The sequence below is a fragment of the Pseudomonas sp. VD-NE ins genome (assembly GCF_031882575.1).
In the GTDB taxonomy this organism is placed as follows: Bacteria; Pseudomonadota; Gammaproteobacteria; order Pseudomonadales; family Pseudomonadaceae; genus Aquipseudomonas; species Aquipseudomonas fluorescens_BZ.
In genome coordinates this window covers 963,316-983,173 of sequence record NZ_CP134772.1, presented here as the reverse complement: position 1 = coordinate 983,173, position 19,858 = coordinate 963,316, and the positions used below count along the sequence as shown (strand labels likewise).

Below are 19,858 nucleotides of genomic sequence, written 5' to 3'. Positions count from 1 at the left end.
AAAGGAGTCCGCCTGTGGCTATCCGCTATGGCAAAGGGCTGATGGGAGGTGCGGTGGTGATCGCGCTCCTGGCCCTGCTGGTCCACTGGATCGGCATCAACACGATCGAACACTACAGCGACGATTTGTTGTTTTACCTGCAAGCTCATCTGATTCTCGTCCTCGCTTCAATGCTGGCCGCCCTTGTCGTGGGCATCCCCGCCGGCATCTTCCTCAGTCGCCCGACCATGGTCGGCCGCGCTGAACGCTTCATGCAGATCTTCAATATCGGTAACACCGTGCCTCCGCTGGCCGTGCTTGCGATCGCCCTGGGCGTCCTCGGCATTGGCAGTGGCCCGGCAATCTTCGCTTTGTTCCTCGCCTCCCTGTTGCCGATTGTGCGCAACACCTACGAAGGCCTGAAAAACGTGCAGGGCTCGCTGAAAGAAGCGGCCGTCGGCATCGGCATGACCCCGCGCCAGGTGCTGTGGAAAGTCGAATTGCCCAATGCCGTGCCGATCATTGTCGGTGGTGTGCGCGTGGCGTTGGCAATCAACGTCGGCACCGCGCCACTGGCCTTTCTGATCGGTGCCAACAGCCTCGGCAGCCTGATCTTCCCTGGCATCGCCCTGAACAATCAGCCGCAACTGCTGCTCGGCGCCGCATGCACCGCGCTGCTGGCCTTGCTGCTCGATGGCGTCGTCACCCTCGCCAGCCGCCTCTGGCTGGAACGCGGTTTGCGCCCGTCTTAAGGCTATGTGAAGGAATACCTATGAAACGATTGAGCTTGATTCTGGGCTGCATCCTGCTGTTCGCAGGTGTCGCCCAAGCCGCTGAAAAACCGGTTATCCGCCTCGGCGCCCGAGTCTTCACTGAGCAAACCCTGCTCGCCGAAATCACCGCGCAATACCTGCGCAGCAAAGGTTACGACGCGCAGATTACCGGCGGTCTGGGCAGCAACCTCGCCCGCAGCGCCCACGAAAGCGGACAACTGGACATGCTTTGGGAATACACCGGCGTGTCGCTGGTGGCCTACAACCATGTCACTGAAAAACTCGACAGCGCACAGTCCTACGCCCGGGTGAAAGAACTCGACGCGAAAAAAGGCCTGGTCTGGTTGACCCCGTCGAAATTCAGCAACACCTACGCCCTCGCGCTGCCAAAGAAAGTCGCTGAGGAATATCCGCAGATCAACAACATCAGTCAGTTGAACGAAGTGCTGCGTGCTGAGGCCAAGACCAATCATCTGGTGGCTTTGGACACCGAGTTCGCCAATCGCTCCGATGGCCTGATCGGCATGGTCGATCTCTACGGCATGAACCTGACCCGCAAGAACATCCGCCAGATGGACGCGGGTCTGGTCTACACCGCGTTGCGCAACGGCCAGGTGTTTGCCGGTCTGGTCTACACCACCGACGGTCGCCTCAACGCCTTCGGCCTGAAGCTGCTGGAAGACGACAAGCACTACTTCCCCGACTACACAGCTGCGCCGGTGGTGCGTCAGGCCTACCTCGACGCCCATCCGCAATTGGCCGAGCAACTCAAACCGTTGGCCGAACTGTTCGATGACGAAACCATGCGCCAGCTCAATGCGCGGGTCGACGTCGATCACGAAAGCCCATCGAAAGTGGCCGCCGATTTCCTGCGCCAGCACCCACTTGATTAAGGAGGAAAAGTCATGGAATTTCTGAACGCCTTTTCCCACCTCGACTGGCAGCAGGTGATGCACCTGACCTGGCAGCACATCACCCTCGTCGGCATTGCCGTGACCCTGGCGATTGTCGTTGGCGTGCCGCTGGGCATTCTGATGACACGCTTTCCGACCCTCGCAGGTCCCTTGCAAGCCAGCGCCACGGTGCTGCTGACCGTGCCGTCGATTGCGCTGTTCGGTCTGCTGCTGCCGTTTTACTCAAAGTTCGGCCAGGGCCTCGGCCCGATGCCGGCGATCACTGCGGTGTTCCTTTATTCGCTGCTGCCGATCATGCGCAACACCTACCTCGCCCTCACCGGCGTAGAACCGGGCATCCGTGAAGCCGCACGCGGCATCGGCATGACCTTCGGCCAGCGCCTGCGCATGGTCGAGCTGCCGATCGCCGTGCCGGTGATCCTCGCTGGCGTGCGCACCGCCGTGGTGATGAACATCGGCGTGATGACTATCGCCGCGACCATCGGCGCCGGCGGCCTCGGTGTGTTGATCCTCGCGTCCATCAGCCGCAGTGACATGTCGATGCTGATCGTCGGCGCGCTGCTGGTCAGTCTTCTGGCCATTTTCGCTGACCTGTTTCTCCAATGGCTGCAACGCTCGTTGACTCCAAAAGGACTCCTGAAATGATCGAACTTCAAAACCTCAGCAAAACTTTCCAAAGCAACGGCAAAGACGTCAAAGCCGTGGACTCGGTAAGCCTGACCGTCAATGAAGGCGAAATCTGTGTGTTCCTCGGGCCATCGGGTTGTGGCAAAAGCACCACGCTGAAGATGATCAACCGCCTGATCAAACCGACTTCGGGCAAGATCCTCATCAACGGCGAAGACACCACCGACCTCGACGAAGTGACCCTGCGTCGCAACATCGGCTACGTGATCCAGCAGATCGGTCTGTTCCCCAACATGACCATCGAAGAAAACATCGTCGTCGTGCCGAAACTGCTCGGCTGGGACAAACAGAAATGCCACGACCGCGCCCGCGAATTGATGAGCATGATCAAGCTCGAGCCCAAGCAGTATCTGCATCGCTACCCGCGCGAATTGTCCGGTGGCCAGCAACAGCGCATCGGCGTGATCCGCGCACTGGCCGCGGATGCACCGCTGCTGCTGATGGACGAGCCGTTCGGTGCGGTCGACCCGATCAACCGCGAGATGATCCAGAACGAATTCTTCGAGATGCAACGCGCACTGAACAAGACCGTGATCATGGTCAGCCACGACATCGACGAAGCGATCAAACTCGGCGACAAGATTGCGATCTTCCGCGCCGGCAAACTGCTGCAGATCGATCATCCGGACACGCTGCTCGCGCACCCGGCGGACGACTTTGTCAGCAACTTCGTCGGCCAGGACAGCACGCTCAAACGCCTGCTGTTGGTGAAGGCCGAAGATGCGGCGGACAACGCGCCGTCGGTCAGCCCGGAGACGCCGGTGGCTGATGCGCTAGAGTTGATGGACGAGCATGACCGTCGTTACGTGGTAGTCACCTGTGCCGAGAACAAGGCGCTGGGTTACGTGCGTCGTCGTGATCTGCATCGCCAGACCGGCACCTGCGCGCAGTTCCTGCGTGAGTTCAACGCGACGGCGGCGTACGACGAGCATCTGCGCATCCTGCTGTCGCGCATGTACGAATTCAATCGCTCGTGGTTGCCGGTGATGGATGCCGAGCGGGTGTTCCTTGGCGAGGTGACGCAGGAGTCGATTGCGGCTTATCTGAGTTCGGGTCGTTCGCGCGGGATGAAGACCAGCATAGTCTCGCCGGCTGAGGCCGTAGTCGCATAAAACACGAAACCTGTGGGAGCGAGCCTGCTCGCGAAAGCGCAATATCAGTCAACAATGATGTTGGCTGTGAAAATGCCTTCGCGAGCAGGCTCGCTCCCACAGGATCTGCGTGATTTTTTCTTCATTCGCCTAGCGGAAAAGAATCTCAACACCTGCGGATCGGAAAGCATGTATGAGACAACCCGCGAAACGGCCAAAATCCCCCTCACCCGTCCCCCTCGCGGCCAACGTCGCCGATATTGCCGCCATCACACTTACCCACGACTTCGCCGACATAATCCACGAACGTGCAGGTATTTTTAACACTCAAAAATTCTCGGGGAACATCTGCCCGTCATCTCGGTCGGCTACAAAGAGTGATGAACGCGACGCACGTCAGAAGCGTGCAAAAACGCGACATTTTTAGTTGATCTCACGCCCCTCACGCCCTAAAGTTCGCGCCGAACGTCCATGCTGGAAACGATCCATCCGGCTCAAGTACTGACGACGAGACAGCAAGGCCAAGGGCAACGCCCCATGGCCTTTTTGCTTTCGGCGACATGCCTTGGGAAGTAGGCGAACCAAAGTGGGGATACGGAGGACGTTCATTTGCACCCATTGATTAACGACGTTTGCCACTAGGAGTCCCAAGTATGTCGATCCAGGTCGAAGACTATTTCGCGCGCGCTACATTCGACAAAATGAAGGCGTTCGCCGACAAACAGGAAACCCCGTTCGTGGTGATCGACACCGCGATGATCGCCCAGGCCTACGATGACCTGCGCGCCGGTTTCGAATTCGCCAAGGTCTACTACGCGGTCAAAGCCAACCCGGCCGTCGAGATCATCGACCTGCTCAAAGAGAAAGGTTCGAGCTTCGACATCGCCTCGATCTACGAGCTGGATAAAGTGATGGATCGCGGCGTCAGCGCCGACCGTATCAGCTACGGCAACACCATCAAGAAATCCAAGGACATCCGTTACTTCTACGAGAAGGGCGTGCGCCTGTTCTCCACCGACTCCGAAGCCGACCTGCGCAACATCGCCAAGGCTGCCCCGGGTTCGAAAGTCTATGTACGTATTCTCACCGAAGGCTCGACCACGGCTGACTGGCCTTTGTCGCGCAAATTCGGTTGCCAGACCGACATGGCCATGGACCTGCTGATTCTCGCTCGCGACCTCGGCCTGGTGCCTTATGGCATCTCGTTCCACGTCGGCTCGCAGCAACGCGACATCAGCGTCTGGGACGCAGCGATCGCCAAGGTCAAAGTGATCTTCGAGCGCTTGAAAGAAGAAGACGGCATCCACCTGAAGCTGATCAACATGGGCGGTGGCTTCCCGGCCAACTACATCACCCGCACCAACAGCCTGGAAACCTACGCCGAAGAAATCATCCGCTTCCTGAAAGAAGACTTCGGTGATGATCTGCCGGAAATCATTCTCGAGCCGGGCCGTTCGTTGATCGCCAACGCCGGCATTCTGGTCAGCGAAGTGGTGCTGGTTGCGCGCAAGTCGCGCACGGCGGTCGAGCGTTGGGTGTATACCGATGTGGGCAAGTTCTCCGGCCTGATCGAAACCATGGACGAAGCCATCAAGTTCCCGATCTGGACCGAGAAGAAAGGCGAGATGGAAGAAGTCGTGATCGCCGGCCCGACCTGCGACAGCGCCGACATCATGTACGAGAACTACAAGTACGGTCTGCCGCTGAACCTGGCGATCGGTGATCGGTTGTACTGGCTGTCGACCGGTGCGTACACCACCAGTTACAGCGCGGTAGAGTTCAATGGCTTTCCGCCGTTGAAATCGTTTTACGTGTAAGCGCTGAAGCCGTAATGCAAAAAGCCCATGACGTGTCATGGGCTTTTTTGTGTCTTTGCGTTCGGCTTGAAGTTTTGCGGGGTACTTGAGACCGAGGCCCCTCACCCCAGCCCTCTCCCAAGGGAGAGGGCGCCGACCGAGGTGTAAAGCGTCATTCGCCGACCGGAAATACCGCGTCGATTATGGATTCGGTATAGCACTCTCAGGTCGGCGTACCTCTCAAGCATCCCCCAATCGGTCCCCTCTCCCTCCGGGAGAGGGTTAGGGTGAGGGCTCTTGGCACCGAAGCGCATACCGCCCAGCCAACGCCTGAATCCTCGGATCTACAGCACTCGCCAACGCCTGACTCGCCACCCGCAGAAAATTCAGATTGCCGCCGGCCAAAGCTTTCTCAAGCCAATCCACTGCCTCATCAATCCGCCCTTCACCCGCCAACACCGCGGCAAAACTGAACTGCCCACGAAAATCCCCACCCTCCGCCGAGCGCCGATACCACTCACGCGCCGCCGTCGGATCCGCCGGGCACACCTGCCCTTCTTCCAGATACCGCCCCAACAGATTCATCGATTTCGCATGACCCAATTCAGCCGCGCACCGATACCACGCCAGCGCCTGCAGATGATCCACCGCCACACCGCGCCCGGTCGCGAGCATATTGGCGAGGTTGTACATCGCCCAATCCAGCCCGGCATTCGCTGCAATCTGATAATGCCGCGCAGCAACCAACGCATCCGCCGCAATGCCCCAACCATGCTCATGACAACGCCCGAGCATGTTGCGCGCCATTAGATGCCCGCGCCCGGCGGCGATGCCGAACCAGCGCAGCGCCAGCGCTTGATCCTGGGCGATGCCTTGGCCGTCGAGCAGGATCTGCCCAAGCAACGCCTGCGCTTCAACTTCACCCTCACCCGCCGCCAGCAAAATCGCTTGCGCGGCACGCGCCGGGCTTTCGCCGAGCATGGCGCTGAGTTGTTCGCCGCTGAGGACTTCCTCGCGACGCAATTGGAAACTCATACCTCGACCCAGCGCCGCAGCAGGTTGTGATACGTACCAGTGAGTCGGATCAGCGAAGGGTGATCAGGCAGGTCTTGAGTCAGTTGCTGGATCGCGCCATCCATCTCGAACAGCAATGCGCGCTGGCTGTCTTCGCGCACCAGGCTTTGCGTCCAGAAGAACGACGCATAGCGCGCCCCCCGCGTAACCGCGTTGACTTTGTGCAGGCTGGTGCCGGGGTACAACACCATGTCGCCAGCGGGCAACTTCACCTGCTGAGTGCCGTAGGTGTCCTGGATTTCCAGCTCGCCGCCGTCGTAATCCTCAGGCTCGCTGAAGAACAGCGTCGCCGACAGATCGGTGCGCACCCGTTCGATGCTGCCCTTGGGCTGGCGCACGGCGTTGTCGATGTGGAAATCGAAACTGCCACCGGCCGTGTAACAGTTCACTAACGGCGGAAAGACTTTGTGCGGCAGCGCGGCAGACATGAACAGCGGATTTTTCCACAGCCGTTCAAGCATCGCTGCACCGATTTCCTTCGCCAGCGAATGGCCTTCGGGCAATTGCAGATTGTGCTTGGCCTTGGCTGATTGAAAGCCCGCGGTGATCTTGCCATCGGCCCAGTCAGCCTGCTCCAGCGCCTGACGAATGCGCTGCACTTCGTCTTTCGCGAACAATCCGGGAATGTGCAGCAGCATGGCGATGTCACCTGATGGCAAAGAGGCGGCAATGGTATTGATTCTTATTGACTGTGTAAAACCCGAGAGACGAATGAACTGGCAAAAACCGTAAGGTTAAATTGTAAAGAATGTAAATTCAGTGCGAATAACAATGTTTCGCAATTGATACGAATACCTGTTTACCCTATATTCCGCCGCCTCAAATCCTTGGGGAGGGGAATAAAAATGGCACGTCAACACGCACAATTACCGGTCAGTTCACCACGTCTGCTCGCCTCTGCAATCGGTGTGGCAATCACCGCCGGCTCCGCTGGCCAGATGGTCTTCGCCGCGGAAAAAACCGACAGCAAAGCCGCCGGCAATGCCATCGCCCTGGACGCCACCGCCATCACCGGCGAAGCCCAGGACTCGACGTCCTACCAAGTAGAAAAAGCCTCCTCGCCCAAGTACACCGCGCCGTTGGTCGACACGCCGCGCTCGGTCACCGTTATTCCGCAACAAGTCCTCAAAGACACCGGCGCCCTGAATATGCAGGACGCGCTGCGCACCGTGCCGGGCATCACCTTCGGCGCCGGTGAAGGCGGCAACCCGCAGGGCGACCGTCCGTTCATTCGTGGTTTCGACGCCCAGGGCGACACCTACCTCGACGGCGTGCGCGACACCGGTTCGCAGAGCCGCGAGATCTTCGCCGTGGAAAACATTGAAGTCAGCAAGGGCCCGAACTCTGCCATTGGCGGTCGCGGCGCGGCAGGCGGCAGCATCAACCTGGTGAGCAAGAAAGCGCACCTGGGCAACTCGTTCGACGGTGGTTTCACCTGGGGCTCCGACCAGACCCAGCGTTACACCCTCGACGGCAACTACCAGTTCAGCGACACCGCCGCGGGCCGTCTGAACCTGATGAGCCACGAGAGCAACGTCGCCGGTCGCGACAAGGTCGATTACGACCGTTGGGGTATCGCGCCGTCCCTGGCGTTTGGCCTGGGCACCGACACCCGCGTCAACCTCGACTACTACCATCTCGAAAGCAACGACACCCCGGATTCGGGCGTGCCGTACACCATTCCGGCCGGTGGCTCCGCTGCACGCACCAAATCCAATCCGGACAAGCCTTACGCCGGCGGTGACCACAGCAATTTCTACGGCCTGGATCGCGACTTCCGCAAAGGCCGCACCGACACCGCGACCTTCGCCATCGAGCACGACCTGAGCGACTCGCTGACGATCAAGAACACCCTGCGCCACGGCACCAGCATGCAGGATTACATCCTGACCCAGCCGGACGACAGCAAGGGCAACGTCAACAACGGCACGGTCTGGCGTCGGGCGAATACGCGGGTGAGCAATACCGAGACCACCACCAACCAGACTGACCTGTTCGGCAACTTCTATGTTGCTGGCTTCAAGAACAGCTTCTCCACCGGTGTCGAGTACACCCGTGAGGAAAGCCAGAAGTCTTCGTATAACGTCAACACCGACACCACGCCGCGCACCAGCGCAGTGACCACTAACTGCAACCCGGGCCTGATCGGCGCCACCAGTGGCTACAACTGCACCTCGCTGTCGAACCCGAACCCGAACGATCCGTGGAACGGCGCGATCTCGCGCAACTACGCCGGCACCGACACCCAGGCCAACACCTACGCGCTGTATGTGTTCGATACCCTGGAGCTGTCCGAGCAGTGGCTGGTGAACATGGGTCTGCGTTACGACCACTTCGACACCGACTACAAAACTTACACCGCTGCCGGCGCCACTACCGCCAAGGGCGATGACACCAGCGAGTTCGTCACCGGTCAGTTCGGCGTCGTCTACAAGCCTGCGGAAAACGGCAGCATCTACGCCTCCTACGCCACCTCGGCCACGCCACCGGGCAACACCTTGGGCGAAGGTCAGGAAGGCAACCCGTTGGGCGGCACCCCGGATCGCAGCGGCAACCTGCTGAGCAGCGACCTGGAGCCGGAAACCACCAAGAACTACGAAATCGGCACCAAGTGGGATCTGCTCAACGATCGCCTGTCGCTGACCGCTGATATCTTCCGCACCGAGAAAGAAAACGCTCGTGTGCAAGTCGACACCACCTCGTACGAAAACGCCGGCAAGACCCGCGTGCAAGGTGTCGAACTGTCGGCCAGCGGCAAGATCACCGACAAGTGGCAAGTGTTCGCCGGTTACGCCTTCATGGACAGCGAACAAGTCGACGGCGGCCCGATGGGCAAGGCCAACGATGGCAACGAACTGCCTAACACGCCGAAAAACAGCGCCAGCCTGTGGACCACTTACCAGGTCACGCCGAAGCTGACCATCGGTGGCGGTGCGTTCTACGTCGACGACGTTTACGGCAGCGTGGCCAACACCACCATGGTCGACTCGTATGTTCGCTACGACGCGATGGCCGCGTACAAGCTGACCAAGAACGTCGACCTGCAACTCAACGTGCAGAACCTGACCAACGAAACCTATTACGACAAAGCCTTCTCGACCCACTTCGCCAACCAGGCGGCGGGCCGTACGGCACTGTTGAGCACCAATTTCCACTTCTGATTGATGTGGAAACCTGTGGGAGCGAGCCTGCTCGCGAAAGCGCTGGGTCAGTTAAGTCGAGGCTGACTGACACGACGCCTTCGCGAGCAGGCTCGCTCCCACAAGGTATGCGCCGCAAGGCTTGGCCCCGTTCATTCAATTGAACGGGGCTTTTGTGCGTAAGAAAGAACGCTTCTCGATAACCCACGGCATAATGCGCGCCGTGAAGACAATTTCCGAATGGACGGCGAGTGACGTGTTGAAGAAAACCCTGTTCCAGTTGCACTGGTTTTTTGGCATCACCGCAGGACTGGTGCTGGCGTTGATGGGCATCACCGGCGCGGCCTATTCGTTTCAGGACGAAATCCTGCGGGCGCTGAATCCCTCCGTTCTGCAGGTGGAAAAACAAGTCGCCGGCGTGCTGCCGCCCGTCGAGTTGGTGGAGCGCATAGAAGCCACGTCGGGCAAAAAGGTTTCGATGCTCTGGGTCGAAACCGACAGCGGCAACGCGGCTCGCGTCTACTTCACGCCGCCCAAAGGTGAGCGTCGCGGTGAGATGCGCTACTTCGATCCGTACACCGCCGAGTTCATGGGCGATGCCCTCGGCCAGGACTTCTTCGGCCTGATGCTGCAACTGCACCGCTTTCTCGCCATGGGCGACACCGGGCGCAGCATCACCGGCGCCTGCACGCTGATTCTGTTGTTCTTCTGCCTCTCCGGCCTGTACCTGCGCTGGCCGCGTCAGTGGAACAGCTGGCGCGTGTGGCTGACCCTCGACTGGAAGAAAAAGGGTCGCGCCTTCAACTGGGACCTTCACTCGGTGGCCGGCACGTGGTGCCTGCTGGTCTATCTGCTGCTGGCGCTGACCGGGTTGTCCTGGTCTTACGAGTGGTACAACAAAGGCTTGACCAAGCTGCTTTCCGACGCACCGCAGAACGAGCGCGTGCGCAATCGCGGCCCGGCACCGGAAGGCCCGGCACCGACCGCCGATTACGCGGCGATGTGGAGCAGCATCTACAGCGCTGCCGGCCCGGGTCTGGCCGCCTATAACATCCGCATGCCGGCGGTGGCTGGCCAACCGGCGACCGTGTTCTACCTGCTCGACAGCTCGCCGCATGATCGCGCGCTGAACCAGATCACCCTCGACCCGGCCACCGGCATCGTCAAACGCGTCGATCGTTATGCCGACAAGAGCTTCAAGGCGCAATTGCTCACCAGTATTTATGCGCTGCACGTCGGCAGTTATTTCGGTCTGGTCGGGCGGATCATCATCACTCTCGCGGCGGTGTGCATGCCGCTGTTCTTCATCACCGGCTGGCTGCTGTACCTCGATCGTCGCCGCAAGAAAAAGCAAATCAAGGATGCACGTAAAGGCCTCGCTCAACCGGCCGGCGATGCCTCGGCATGGCTGATCGGTTTCGCCAGCCAGAGCGGTTTTGCCGAGCAACTGGCGTGGCAGACCGCCGGGCAATTGCAGGCCGCCGGATTGCCGGTGAAAGTGCAGCCTCTGGCGAATGTCAGTGAGCAGGATCTGCGTGAATCGAACAACGCGCTGTTCGTGGTCAGTACCTTCGGCGACGGCGAAGCACCGGACAGCGCACGCGGGTTCGAGCGCAAAGTGTTGTCCAAGGCGGCAACGCTCGACAGCCTGAATTACTCGGTCCTCGGTCTCGGCGATCGTCAATATCAGCACTTCTGCGGCTTTGCCAAACGCCTGCACCAATGGTTGGCGGAGCACGGCGGCAAGACCCTGTTCGCGCCAGTGGACGTCGACAGCGGCGATCCGTATGCCCTGCGTCACTGGCAAACCCAACTCGGCCTGCTCACCGGCCAAGCGCCCGTCGATACCTGGCAAGCACCGAGCTACGACAACTGGACGCTGACCCGCCGTGAACTGATGAACCCGGACAGCAGCGGTGCGCCGGTTTACCTGTTGGGTTTGAGTGCGCCGAATACCAGCAGTTGGCTGGCCGGCGACCTGGTCGAAGTGTTGCCACGCAACTGCCCGTGGGCCATTGAACACTTCCTCGACGGCCTGGGTATTCGCGGCGAGACCACGGTAAAAATCAACGGCCTCGACGAGCCGCTGGAAGTCGCGCTGGCTTCGCGTCAGTTGCCTGAGCACCGCGCACATCTGGTCGGCCTGCACGCGCAATCACTGGTGGATGCGATGGTGCCGCTGGCCATGCGCGAATACTCGATCGCCTCGATTGCCGCCGACGGCGTGCTGGAGTTGATCGTGCGTCAGGAGCAGCATTCGGATGGCAGCCTCGGCATTGGTTCCGGCTGGCTGACTGAGCACGCGCCGGTTGGCGGCAGCATCAGCCTGCGGGTGCGGCGCAACAGTGGTTTCCATCTGCCGAACGAACCGCTGCCGATGATTCTGCTGGGCAACGGTACGGGTCTGGCCGGGCTGCGCAGTTTGCTCAAGGCGCGGATTGCCGATGGTCAACAGCGCCAGTGGTTGCTGTTTGGCGAGCGCAATCGTGAGCACGATTTCCTCTGCCGCGCGGAGCTGGAAGAGTGGTGGGTGAATGGGGATCTGGAACGGCTGGACCTGGCGTTCTCGCGGGATCAGGCTGAGAAGGTTTATGTGCAGGATCGTTTGCGTGAGTCGGCTGATGAGTTGAAGAAATGGCTGGCGGACGGGGCAGTTATTTATATCTGCGGCAGCCTTCAGGGGATGGCTTCGGGGGTTGATCAAGTGCTTAACGACATTCTCGGGGCAGCCGAAGTGGAGCGGTTGATTGAGCAGGGTCGATATCGGCGTGATGTCTATTAAAAGCCCCTCACCCTAGCCCTCTCCCGGAGGGAGAGGGGACTGATTGGGGGAGATTCACGCAATACGCCGACCTGAACGTCCCTCACCGAATCCATAATCGAGAGAGGCTTTGTGCTGATCTCATAATCAACTCGGTCTTTCAGGTCGACGTACCTCTTCAGACACCTCGATCGGCCCCCTCTCCCTCCGGGAGAGGGCTGGGCGGGCGGCGTTCCGATGAGGGTTAGCTCTTGATCTTCAAACCGGCTGCAACCTCTGCTCAAAAACCGCCACCCCATTCAAATCCCGCAACACCACACTCATCTCCCCACTCCCCCCTTCAATATTCACCTCGCCAAAAAACTGAAACCCGGCAAACGGCGAGGTGTTCTGCGCCGGCGGTGCCTTCTCGAACACCACCTCAGGGCCAAAGGTTTTATCCAGCGGATTGGGCCCAAAGCTCCCGGCATTCAACGGCCCCGCAACAAACTCCCAGAACGGTTCGAAATCCTGAAACGCCGCGCGATCCGGGTGATAGTGATGCGCCGCGCAGTAATGCACGTCCGCCGTCAGGAAGACAAAATTGCGCACCTGCTGTGCGCGCAGGTAGCCGAGCAATTCGGCAACTTCCAGCTCGCGCCCCTGCGCCGGCCCGGGATCACCGTTAGCCACCGCCTCCCAACGCGCTACACCCGGGCTGACCTCGCCATCCGGCACGCCAAGACCAATCGGCATGTCGGCGGCAATGACCTTCCACTGGGCTTTGGATTTCTTCAAGCCACGCTTGAGCCAGTCCAGTTGCTCACGCCCCAGAAACGCTTTCGCCGCGCCGAGGTTGTCGTCATTGGCGCCGCGATAGCTGCGCATGTCGAGCACAAACACATCGAGCATCGGCCCGTAACTGAGCTTGCGATAAATCCGCCCGCCACCGTCGGCGGCCTGTAGGCGCATCGGTGAATATTCCAGCCAAGCCTTACGTGCACGGCCGACCAGGGTGTGGATATCTTTCTCCTGATAGCGCTCGTCGAGTTGTTTGCCCGGCGACCAGTTGTTGACCACTTCATGGTCGTCCCACTGCCAGATCTGCGGCACTTCGGCGTTGAAGCGGCGGATGTTTTCGTCCATCAGGTTGTAGCGGTAGTTGCCGCGATAGTCGTCGAGGGTCTGTGCGACCTTGCTCTTGGCTTCGGTGGTGAGGTTGCGCCAGATGCGGCCGTTTTCGGTGGTGAGCTGAGCGGGCACCGGGCCGTCGGCGTAGATGGTGTCGCCGCTGTGGATAAAGAAGTCCGGCAGGCGCAGACGCATGGCTTCGTAAATGCGCATGCCGCCGATGTCCGGGTTGATGCCGAAGCCCTGGCCGACGGTGTCACCGCTCCAGACGAAACGAATATTGCGCCGCGCCGTCGGAGCGCTGCGCAAGTGGCCCAACCACGGTTCGCTGGCGGCGCCGCTGCGGGCGTCCTTGAAGTACACGCGATAGAAAATTGCCTGATCGGCGGGCAGCCCGGTGAGTTCAACGCGGGCGGTGAAATCTGTGCGCGCATCGGCAAGCGCGGAAACCAATCGGCGTGGATGGCGAAACTGGCTGCGGGTGTCCCACTCGACCACCATATGCGCGGGGCGATCGCTGCGGCTCCAGATCATCGCGCGGTCGCCTTGCAGATCGCCGGACTGCACGCCGTCGGTCAACTGCGGGCGATCCTTGACCGAGGCAATCACCGCCGGCGCCAGGCTTGGCATCAGCAATCCGGCGCCGACAACCTGCATGACACGCCGGCGACCGGGGTTGAAATCGCTCATGGTGTTCTCCCTGAAAAAAGGAAAACTTAAGCACGCCTGTATGAACTCACCATGACACCACTAACCATTGTGGGAGCGAGCCTGCTCGCGAAAACGGTGTGCCAGTCAACATACATGTCGCTAGCAGATTGCATTCGCGAGCAGGCTCGCTCCCACAGGGGATTTGTGTTGTCGGTCAGGCCTTCGCCGGTTCCAGCGCCAGCTCAACGGCTTCCGGGCGTTTGACCGTCGCGTAGACAACGGCGGTCAAGAGGCTCCCCGCGACAATCGCCAGCAGATACAGCAACGCATGATTGATCGCATTCGGAATCGCCAACACAAACAAACCACCGTGCGGCGCCATCAGTTTGCAGCCGAAGTACATCGACAACGCACCAGTCAGCGCGCCACCGGCAATGCTCGCCGGAATCACCCGCAACGGATCTTTCGCGGCAAACGGAATCGCACCTTCGGAGATAAAGCACAGCCCCAGCACGAAGGCAGCCTTGCCGGCCTCGCGTTCAGTCTGGGCGAACTTGCGCCGCGCAATGAATGTGGCGATGCCCAGACCAATCGGCGGCACCATGCCCGCTGCCATGGTCGCGGCCATCGGCGCATAACTCTGCGACGCCAGCAGCCCCACCGAGAACGCGTACGCGGCTTTGTTGATTGGCCCGCCGAGGTCGACGCACATCATGCCACCGAGCAGCACACCGAGCAGAATCGCGTTGGTGGTGCCCATGCTGTCGAGGAAATGCGTGAGCGCCCCGAGCATGCCAGCGACCGGTTTACCGACCACGTAAATCATCACCAGACCGGTGATCAGGCTGGCGAACAACGGGATGATCAGAATCGGTTTCAGCGCCTCAAGACTTTGCGGCAAGGAGACATATCGACTGATCGCCTTCGCCGCATAACCGGCGATGAACCCGGCGATGATGCCGCCGATAAACCCGGCACCCAGCGTACTGGCAAGCAAACCACCAATCATCCCCGGCGCCAGGCCCGGACGGTCAGCAATCGAATAAGCGATGTAACCCGCCAGCAGCGGCACCATCAATTTGAACGCGGTCTCGCCGCCGATCTGCATCAGCGCAGCGGCCAGCGTGCCTTCCTCCTTGAACGCGGTGATGCCGAACACGAACGACAGCGCAATCATCAAACCGCCCGCCACCACCATCGGCAGCATGAACGACACGCCGGTCAGCAGATGTTTGTAGACGCCGGTTTTTTCTTGCTTGGTCGGTGCCTTGCCGTCACCCGCCGCGCTTTCCACAGCGCCTTCGGCCAAGGCTTTTTTCAGCGTGGTTTCGGACTGCTTCAAGGCAATCCCGGTGCCGCAACGATAGATTTTCTTGCCGGCGAAACGCTCGGTGGCGACCTCAATATCCGCCGCCAGCAACACCACATCCGCTTCGGCAATCGCCGCTGCGCTCAACGGGGTTTTCGCGCCCACCGAGCCTTGGGTTTCGACTTGCAAGTCATAGCCCAGACGCTTGGCGGTTTGCTGCAAGGCTTCGGCGGCCATGAAGGTGTGGGCAACACCAGTCGGGCACGCGGTAATCGCGACGATGCGCGGTGCACGCGGCGCATCAGCGACCGGTTCAGCCGCGCTGGCGACGTAAACCTCAGCCTCTTCAGCACCACGACGCAGCACCGCTTCAACATCCTGCAGCGCCTGCGCCGGGGCAATCTGGAAAACACGTTTACCGACAAAACGCGTCATGTCGACCGCGCCGGTGGCGACCAGCAAAACCCACTCGGCCGCTGCAATGGTCGCCGCCGACAACTCGCGTTCCGGGTGCGCCGCATCGACCACTTCAACGCTGGTGCTCCAGCCCTGCCGCTGCGCTGCCGCATCGAGCAAACGCGCGCACAGCACACTGGTGACCATGCCGTTCGGGCAAGCCGTAACAATGGCTAATTTCATGACAAACCCTCTTATTGTTCTGTCAGGGGACGCACGCGCACGCCCTGTTCGAGCTGCGCCAGTTGCGCCGCATCGTTGATGCCGAAACCGATCTGGGTCACCGCCATCGCCGCAATCGCGGTGGCGGTGCGCAGGGTTTGCTCAGGCGTGTCGGCGCTGAGCAAACCGTGGAGCATGCCGGCCAGCAACGAATCGCCGGCACCGACTGTGCTGGCGACGCTGACCTTCGGTGGCGTGGCGTGCAGCGCCGAGCCGACGCTGAACCAGTTCACGCCGTCAGCACCGTGGGAAATCACCACGTGCTCGATGCCTTGCGCATGCAAGCGCGCCGCTGCTTGCGCTTCCGCCGTGTGCGAAACCACCTCGCAACCGAGCGCGTCAGCGAGTTCTTCAGTGTTCGGTTTGATCAGCCATGGACTGGCTTTCAATGCTTCGCGCAACGCTTCGCCGCTGGAGTCGAGAGCGACTTTCAAGCCGAGCTGATTGAGCCGTTCGATCAGTTCACGCAACCATTGTGCCGTGACGCCGCGCGGCAAACTGCCGGCGACAACAACCGCGTCATGACCCGGTGCGATCTGCACCAAACGATCGAGCAACGCCTGCTGCGCGACGGCATCGACCACCGGCCCCGGGCCGTTGATGTCGGTGATCCGTCCATCCTGTTCAGCCACTTTGATGTTGCTGCGCGTCTCGCCCGGCACGCGGATAAACGCGTCGACAAAACCGCGTTTGGCGAACAGGGTTTCGAACGCTTGCAGATTGTCTTCGCCGAGAAAACCACTGACCGTCAGTTGATGACCGAGATCGGCCAGCACCTGCGCGACGTTCACGCCTTTGCCCGCAGCGTGGGTGTGCATCTCGTCGCTGCGATTGACCTGACCGGCCTCCAGGCGTGGCAACTCGACGGTAAGGTCGAGCGCCGGGTTGAGGGTCAGGGTAAGAATCTTGGCCATTACAGGGCCTCCACTAATGCGCGCACTTCGTTGGCGCTGCCCACGGCCAGGGCCTGTTGAGCAAGGGTTTGCGCCTGGGTCAGGCTGAGTTCGCGGATGCGCGCTTTCACTTCGGCAATGCTGCGCCCGGAGACGCTGAGTTCATCGACACCGAGGCCAACCAGCACCGGCACCGCCAGCGGATCCGCCGCCAGTTCGCCACAGACACCGACCCATTTGCCATGGGCATGGGCCGCGCGCACGGTGATGTCGATCAGTTGCAGTACCGCCGGGTGCAAGCCGTCAGCCTGCGCTGACAGGGTCGGATGACCACGGTCGATGGCCAGGGTGTACTGCGTGAGATCGTTGGTGCCGACGCTGAAGAAGTCGACTTCCTTGGCCAGCACCGGCGCGAGCAGCGCGGCGGACGGCACTTCGATCATGATCCCCAGTTGCAGATCGGCGACCGGGATTTCCAGGCGCAGACGTTCGGTCATGTCGCGGGCCTGACGCCATTCTTCAACGCTGCCGACCATCGGGAACATGATCCGCAACGGACGGTTGTCCGCAGAGCGCAACAAGGCGCGCAATTGCGCTTCCATGATCTGCGGGCGCTGCAAGGTCAGGCGAATGCCGCGCACGCCGAGGAACGGATTTTCTTCCTTGGCGATCGGCCAATACGGCAGCGGTTTGTCGCCGCCGACATCCAGCGTGCGCACCACCAGCGGACGACCGGCGAGACCATCGAGCACACGGCGGTATTCGGCTTCTTGCGTCGCCTCATCCGGCGCTTGCGGGTGGGCCATGAAAATCAGTTCGGTGCGCAGCAGACCGATGCCTTCGGCGCCCTGCTCCACTGCACTGATCACGCCCGCGCTTTCACCGATGTTGGCGAACACTTCAACGGCGTGACCGTCAGTGGTGTGTGCCGGTTGATGACGTTGTTCGGCGGCAATCTTCAGGCGTTGCTCGCGGGTGTCGCGTTCTTCGGTGGCGCGTTGCAGGGTCGCCGCATCGGCGTCGACGTGCAGGCGACCGCGTTGACCGTCGAGCAATAACGGCGTGCCCGGCGCCAGCAGCAGTACTGCAGCGCCAGCGCCGACCAGCGCCGGAATCCCGAGGGCCCGCGCAACGATCGCACTGTGCGCGGTGGCGCCGCCGCGGGCGGTGAGAATCCCCGCGACGCGTGCCGGGTCCAGCCGCGCGACGTCGGACGGGCCGACCTCATCCATCACCAGAATGTACGGTTGCTCAGGCTCACTCGGGGTTTGCACGCCACACAGTTGCGCCAGCACGCGACGCCCAACGTCACGCAGGTCCGCCGCACGCTCGGCAAGCAAGGCATCCTGCAGCGATTCCTGTTGTTTGGCCGCCGCCTCGATCACCGCCATCCACGCCGCTTCGGCGCTTTCGCCTTGCTTGAGGCGGGTGTCGACTTCATCGGTGAGTTCCGGGTCGTCGAGCATTTCCTGGTGGGTGATAAAGATCTCGCGGATGGCTTTGGCTTTGCTGCGTTCGATCAGGCCCTGAATGTCACTGCGCACGTCACTGAGCGCTTGCTTGAGACGTTCGCGCTCGATGGCGGCGGACTCGCCTCGCAACGGGTAATCGATGGCTTGTTGCACCTGAATATGTGCCGGGCCGATGGCAATGCCGGGGGCTGCCGGGATCGCCTGCAACTGCGCGCCGGACGCTGGAGCGATCAGCACTTCGGCGATGTCGGCGATCACTTCGCGCTGCTGACTCACGGCCGGCAGCGGCTCTACTTCTTCGCCAAGGCCTTCTTCGATAGCGGCCAAGAGTGCCGGCAAGGCGTCAGCGGCGATGGTCGGTTCAGCGATCAGCTCCAGCGCCTGACCGCGACGGGCGCCGAGGCTGAGCAGTTTGCTCAGGCTCTTCACTGACACGGCGCTGTCCTGACCATCGACGATGCGCACACGAATCTCGCCGTCAAAACTCTTCGCCAGTTGCGCGAGGATCTTCGCCGGGCGCGCGTGCAAGCCATGGGCGTTAGCCAAGGCAATACGCGCGCTCGGCCAATCGGCCGGCAACTCACCGCCAAGGACTTCGAGAACTTTGCGGCTGCTGGTGGCGCGGCCCAGCTCATGGCCGCGACCTTCGATCAGCAACGCACACAGGCGCTCAAGCAGCGCCTGATGCGCCTCGCCGAGGCTGGCCAGGCAGAACAGACCGCTAAGCGGCTGACCGAGGTAGCGCATCGGCTTGTCCGGGGTGACAAACGCCAGGCCCGGGCGCTTCACGGTTTGCTCGCTGTGCAGCCACCACAGGCCATCGCCCAGCGGCAGTGCTTCGACCTGCTGCAACACACCGGCAAAACCGTTGCTCACACAATCGGCCTGACGCAACAGACGCGCGCCACGCCAGACCAGCTCTTCAAAATCGTCGGCCGAGACACCGAGGCCAATCATCTGCGCATCCAGCGCCAGCTCTTGCGGCGCGCCTTGCAGCAGTTTCAGCAGCGCCTCAGGTGAACTGGCGCGACGCAAAGCCTGGCCCAGATCGGTCTCACCGAGGGCGCGCGTCAGCAGTTGCAGCAGGCGCAGGTGTTCGTCGGATTTGGCGGCAATGCCAATCGCCAGATAAACGATCTGGCCATCCCCCCAATCCACGCCTTCCGGGAACTGCATCAGGCGCACACCGGTGGCGAATACCTGATCGCGGGTTTGCGGCGTTCCGTGGGGAATGGCAATACCTTGACCGAGAAAGGTCGAGCCCTGGGCTTCCCGTGCCTGCAATCCGGCGAGGTAACCGTCGGCAACCAGACCATCAGCCACCAGGTGATTGGCGAGCAGTTGCAAGGCAGCGGGTTTATCCACAGCCGATTGGCCCATGGATATCTGCTCTATAGTGAGCTCGAGCATGCGATCTCCTTTTTGGCGCTTCATGAGTGCCAGGTATTGTTTTGGATGGTTGCAGCTTAGGCGCTCTGCCGCTTTGCTTTTCGGCGGCAGTTTTGGCGGTTTCACGGCAGCACCGGCCAA

The 19,858-nt window shown here is 61.0% G+C and carries 13 protein-coding genes; 7 read left to right on the top strand and 6 right to left on the bottom strand.

Annotated features, from left to right (window positions below):
* Positions 1-41 precede the first annotated feature (41 nt).
* The 5 genes from RMV17_RS04125 to RMV17_RS04105 all read left to right on the top strand — a co-directional run bounded on the left by RMV17_RS04125 (position 42) and on the right by RMV17_RS04105 (position 5,261).
* Positions 42-731: an ABC transporter permease gene (locus tag RMV17_RS04125; protein WP_311887014.1), complete on the top strand. Its 690-nt coding sequence runs from the start codon at positions 42-44 to the stop codon at positions 729-731.
* Between the two features lie 20 nt (positions 732-751).
* Positions 752-1,645 carry a glycine betaine ABC transporter substrate-binding protein gene (locus RMV17_RS04120; RefSeq protein ID WP_311885848.1) on the top strand — a complete coding sequence of 298 codons (894 nt, stop codon included), beginning with the start codon at positions 752-754 and terminating at the stop codon, positions 1,643-1,645.
* Positions 1,646-1,657: 12 nt separating this feature from the next.
* Entirely contained in the window at positions 1,658-2,311 is a 654-nt protein-coding gene (locus RMV17_RS04115) for an ABC transporter permease (RefSeq protein WP_007915307.1), read from the top strand.
* The gene (locus RMV17_RS04110) at positions 2,308-3,465 is read left to right on the top strand and encodes a betaine/proline/choline family ABC transporter ATP-binding protein (protein WP_034154441.1); all 1,158 of its coding nucleotides are present in this window, start codon (positions 2,308-2,310) and stop codon (positions 3,463-3,465) included. The genes RMV17_RS04115 and RMV17_RS04110 overlap by 4 nt, the downstream gene beginning before the upstream one ends.
* A 632-nt stretch (positions 3,466-4,097) precedes the next feature.
* The gene (locus RMV17_RS04105; protein WP_034154440.1) at positions 4,098-5,261 is read left to right on the top strand and encodes a type III PLP-dependent enzyme; all 1,164 of its coding nucleotides are present in this window, start codon (positions 4,098-4,100) and stop codon (positions 5,259-5,261) included.
* A gap of 261 nt (positions 5,262-5,522) precedes the next feature.
* On the opposite strand, the gene RMV17_RS04100 is transcribed toward RMV17_RS04105, so the two are convergent.
* Both RMV17_RS04100 and RMV17_RS04095 read right to left on the bottom strand, forming a co-directional pair.
* Entirely contained in the window at positions 5,523-6,275 is a 753-nt protein-coding gene (locus tag RMV17_RS04100; RefSeq protein ID WP_311885847.1) for a tetratricopeptide repeat protein, read from the bottom strand.
* The gene (locus RMV17_RS04095; protein WP_108226525.1) at positions 6,272-6,952 is read right to left on the bottom strand and encodes a Fe2+-dependent dioxygenase; all 681 of its coding nucleotides are present in this window, start codon (positions 6,950-6,952) and stop codon (positions 6,272-6,274) included. The genes RMV17_RS04100 and RMV17_RS04095 overlap by 4 nt, the downstream gene beginning before the upstream one ends.
* A 207-nt stretch (positions 6,953-7,159) precedes the next feature.
* Here RMV17_RS04095 and RMV17_RS04090 point away from each other — a divergent pair, with 207 nt between their 5' ends.
* Together RMV17_RS04090 and RMV17_RS04085 are read left to right on the top strand one after the other, a co-directional pair.
* Positions 7,160-9,475, top strand: coding sequence for a TonB-dependent siderophore receptor (locus tag RMV17_RS04090; protein WP_311885846.1), 2,316 nt, complete (start codon positions 7,160-7,162; stop codon positions 9,473-9,475).
* Between the two features lie 235 nt (positions 9,476-9,710).
* On the top strand, positions 9,711-12,236 hold the full coding sequence (locus tag RMV17_RS04085) for a sulfite reductase flavoprotein subunit alpha (RefSeq protein WP_311887013.1): 2,526 nt from the start codon (positions 9,711-9,713) through the stop codon (positions 12,234-12,236).
* A 237-nt stretch (positions 12,237-12,473) separates the two neighbouring features.
* On the opposite strand, the gene RMV17_RS04080 is transcribed toward RMV17_RS04085, so the two are convergent.
* From RMV17_RS04080 to ptsP, 4 genes are all read right to left on the bottom strand, one after another.
* Positions 12,474-14,015, bottom strand: a complete 1,542-nt coding sequence (locus tag RMV17_RS04080; protein WP_311885845.1) for an alkaline phosphatase D family protein — start codon at positions 14,013-14,015, stop codon at positions 12,474-12,476.
* Positions 14,016-14,190: 175 nt separating this feature from the next.
* Positions 14,191-15,924, bottom strand: a complete 1,734-nt coding sequence (locus RMV17_RS04075; protein WP_311885844.1) for a PTS fructose-like transporter subunit IIB — start codon at positions 15,922-15,924, stop codon at positions 14,191-14,193.
* 11 nt (positions 15,925-15,935) lie between these two features.
* The gene (gene pfkB, locus RMV17_RS04070) at positions 15,936-16,877 is read right to left on the bottom strand and encodes a 1-phosphofructokinase (protein WP_311885842.1); all 942 of its coding nucleotides are present in this window, start codon (positions 16,875-16,877) and stop codon (positions 15,936-15,938) included.
* Positions 16,877-19,738 (bottom strand): phosphoenolpyruvate--protein phosphotransferase, encoded by a 2,862-nt coding sequence (ptsP, locus tag RMV17_RS04065; RefSeq protein WP_311885841.1) that lies wholly within the window; start codon positions 19,736-19,738, stop codon positions 16,877-16,879. The genes pfkB and ptsP overlap by 1 nt, the downstream gene beginning before the upstream one ends.
* Positions 19,739-19,858 lie beyond the last annotated feature (120 nt).

Bases quoted from the DNA above. Each gene is read 5' to 3' on its own strand.
- RMV17_RS04125 (WP_311887014.1), top strand. From the start codon at position 42: ATGGGAGGTGCGGTGGTGATCGCGCTCCTGGCCCTGCTGGTCCACTGG.
- RMV17_RS04120 (WP_311885848.1), top strand. From the start codon at position 752: ATGAAACGATTGAGCTTGATTCTGGGCTGCATCCTGCTGTTCGCAGGT.
- RMV17_RS04115 (WP_007915307.1), top strand. From the start codon at position 1,658: ATGGAATTTCTGAACGCCTTTTCCCACCTCGACTGGCAGCAGGTGATG.
- RMV17_RS04110 (WP_034154441.1), top strand. From the start codon at position 2,308: ATGATCGAACTTCAAAACCTCAGCAAAACTTTCCAAAGCAACGGCAAA.
- RMV17_RS04105 (WP_034154440.1), top strand. From the start codon at position 4,098: ATGTCGATCCAGGTCGAAGACTATTTCGCGCGCGCTACATTCGACAAA.
- RMV17_RS04100 (WP_311885847.1), bottom strand. From the start codon at position 6,275: ATGAGTTTCCAATTGCGTCGCGAGGAAGTCCTCAGCGGCGAACAACTC.
- RMV17_RS04095 (WP_108226525.1), bottom strand. From the start codon at position 6,952: ATGCTGCTGCACATTCCCGGATTGTTCGCGAAAGACGAAGTGCAGCGC.
- RMV17_RS04090 (WP_311885846.1), top strand. From the start codon at position 7,160: ATGGCACGTCAACACGCACAATTACCGGTCAGTTCACCACGTCTGCTC.
- RMV17_RS04080 (WP_311885845.1), bottom strand. From the start codon at position 14,015: ATGAGCGATTTCAACCCCGGTCGCCGGCGTGTCATGCAGGTTGTCGGC.
- RMV17_RS04075 (WP_311885844.1), bottom strand. From the start codon at position 15,924: ATGAAATTAGCCATTGTTACGGCTTGCCCGAACGGCATGGTCACCAGT.
- pfkB (WP_311885842.1), bottom strand. From the start codon at position 16,877: ATGGCCAAGATTCTTACCCTGACCCTCAACCCGGCGCTCGACCTTACC.
- ptsP (WP_311885841.1), bottom strand. From the start codon at position 19,738: ATGCTCGAGCTCACTATAGAGCAGATATCCATGGGCCAATCGGCTGTG.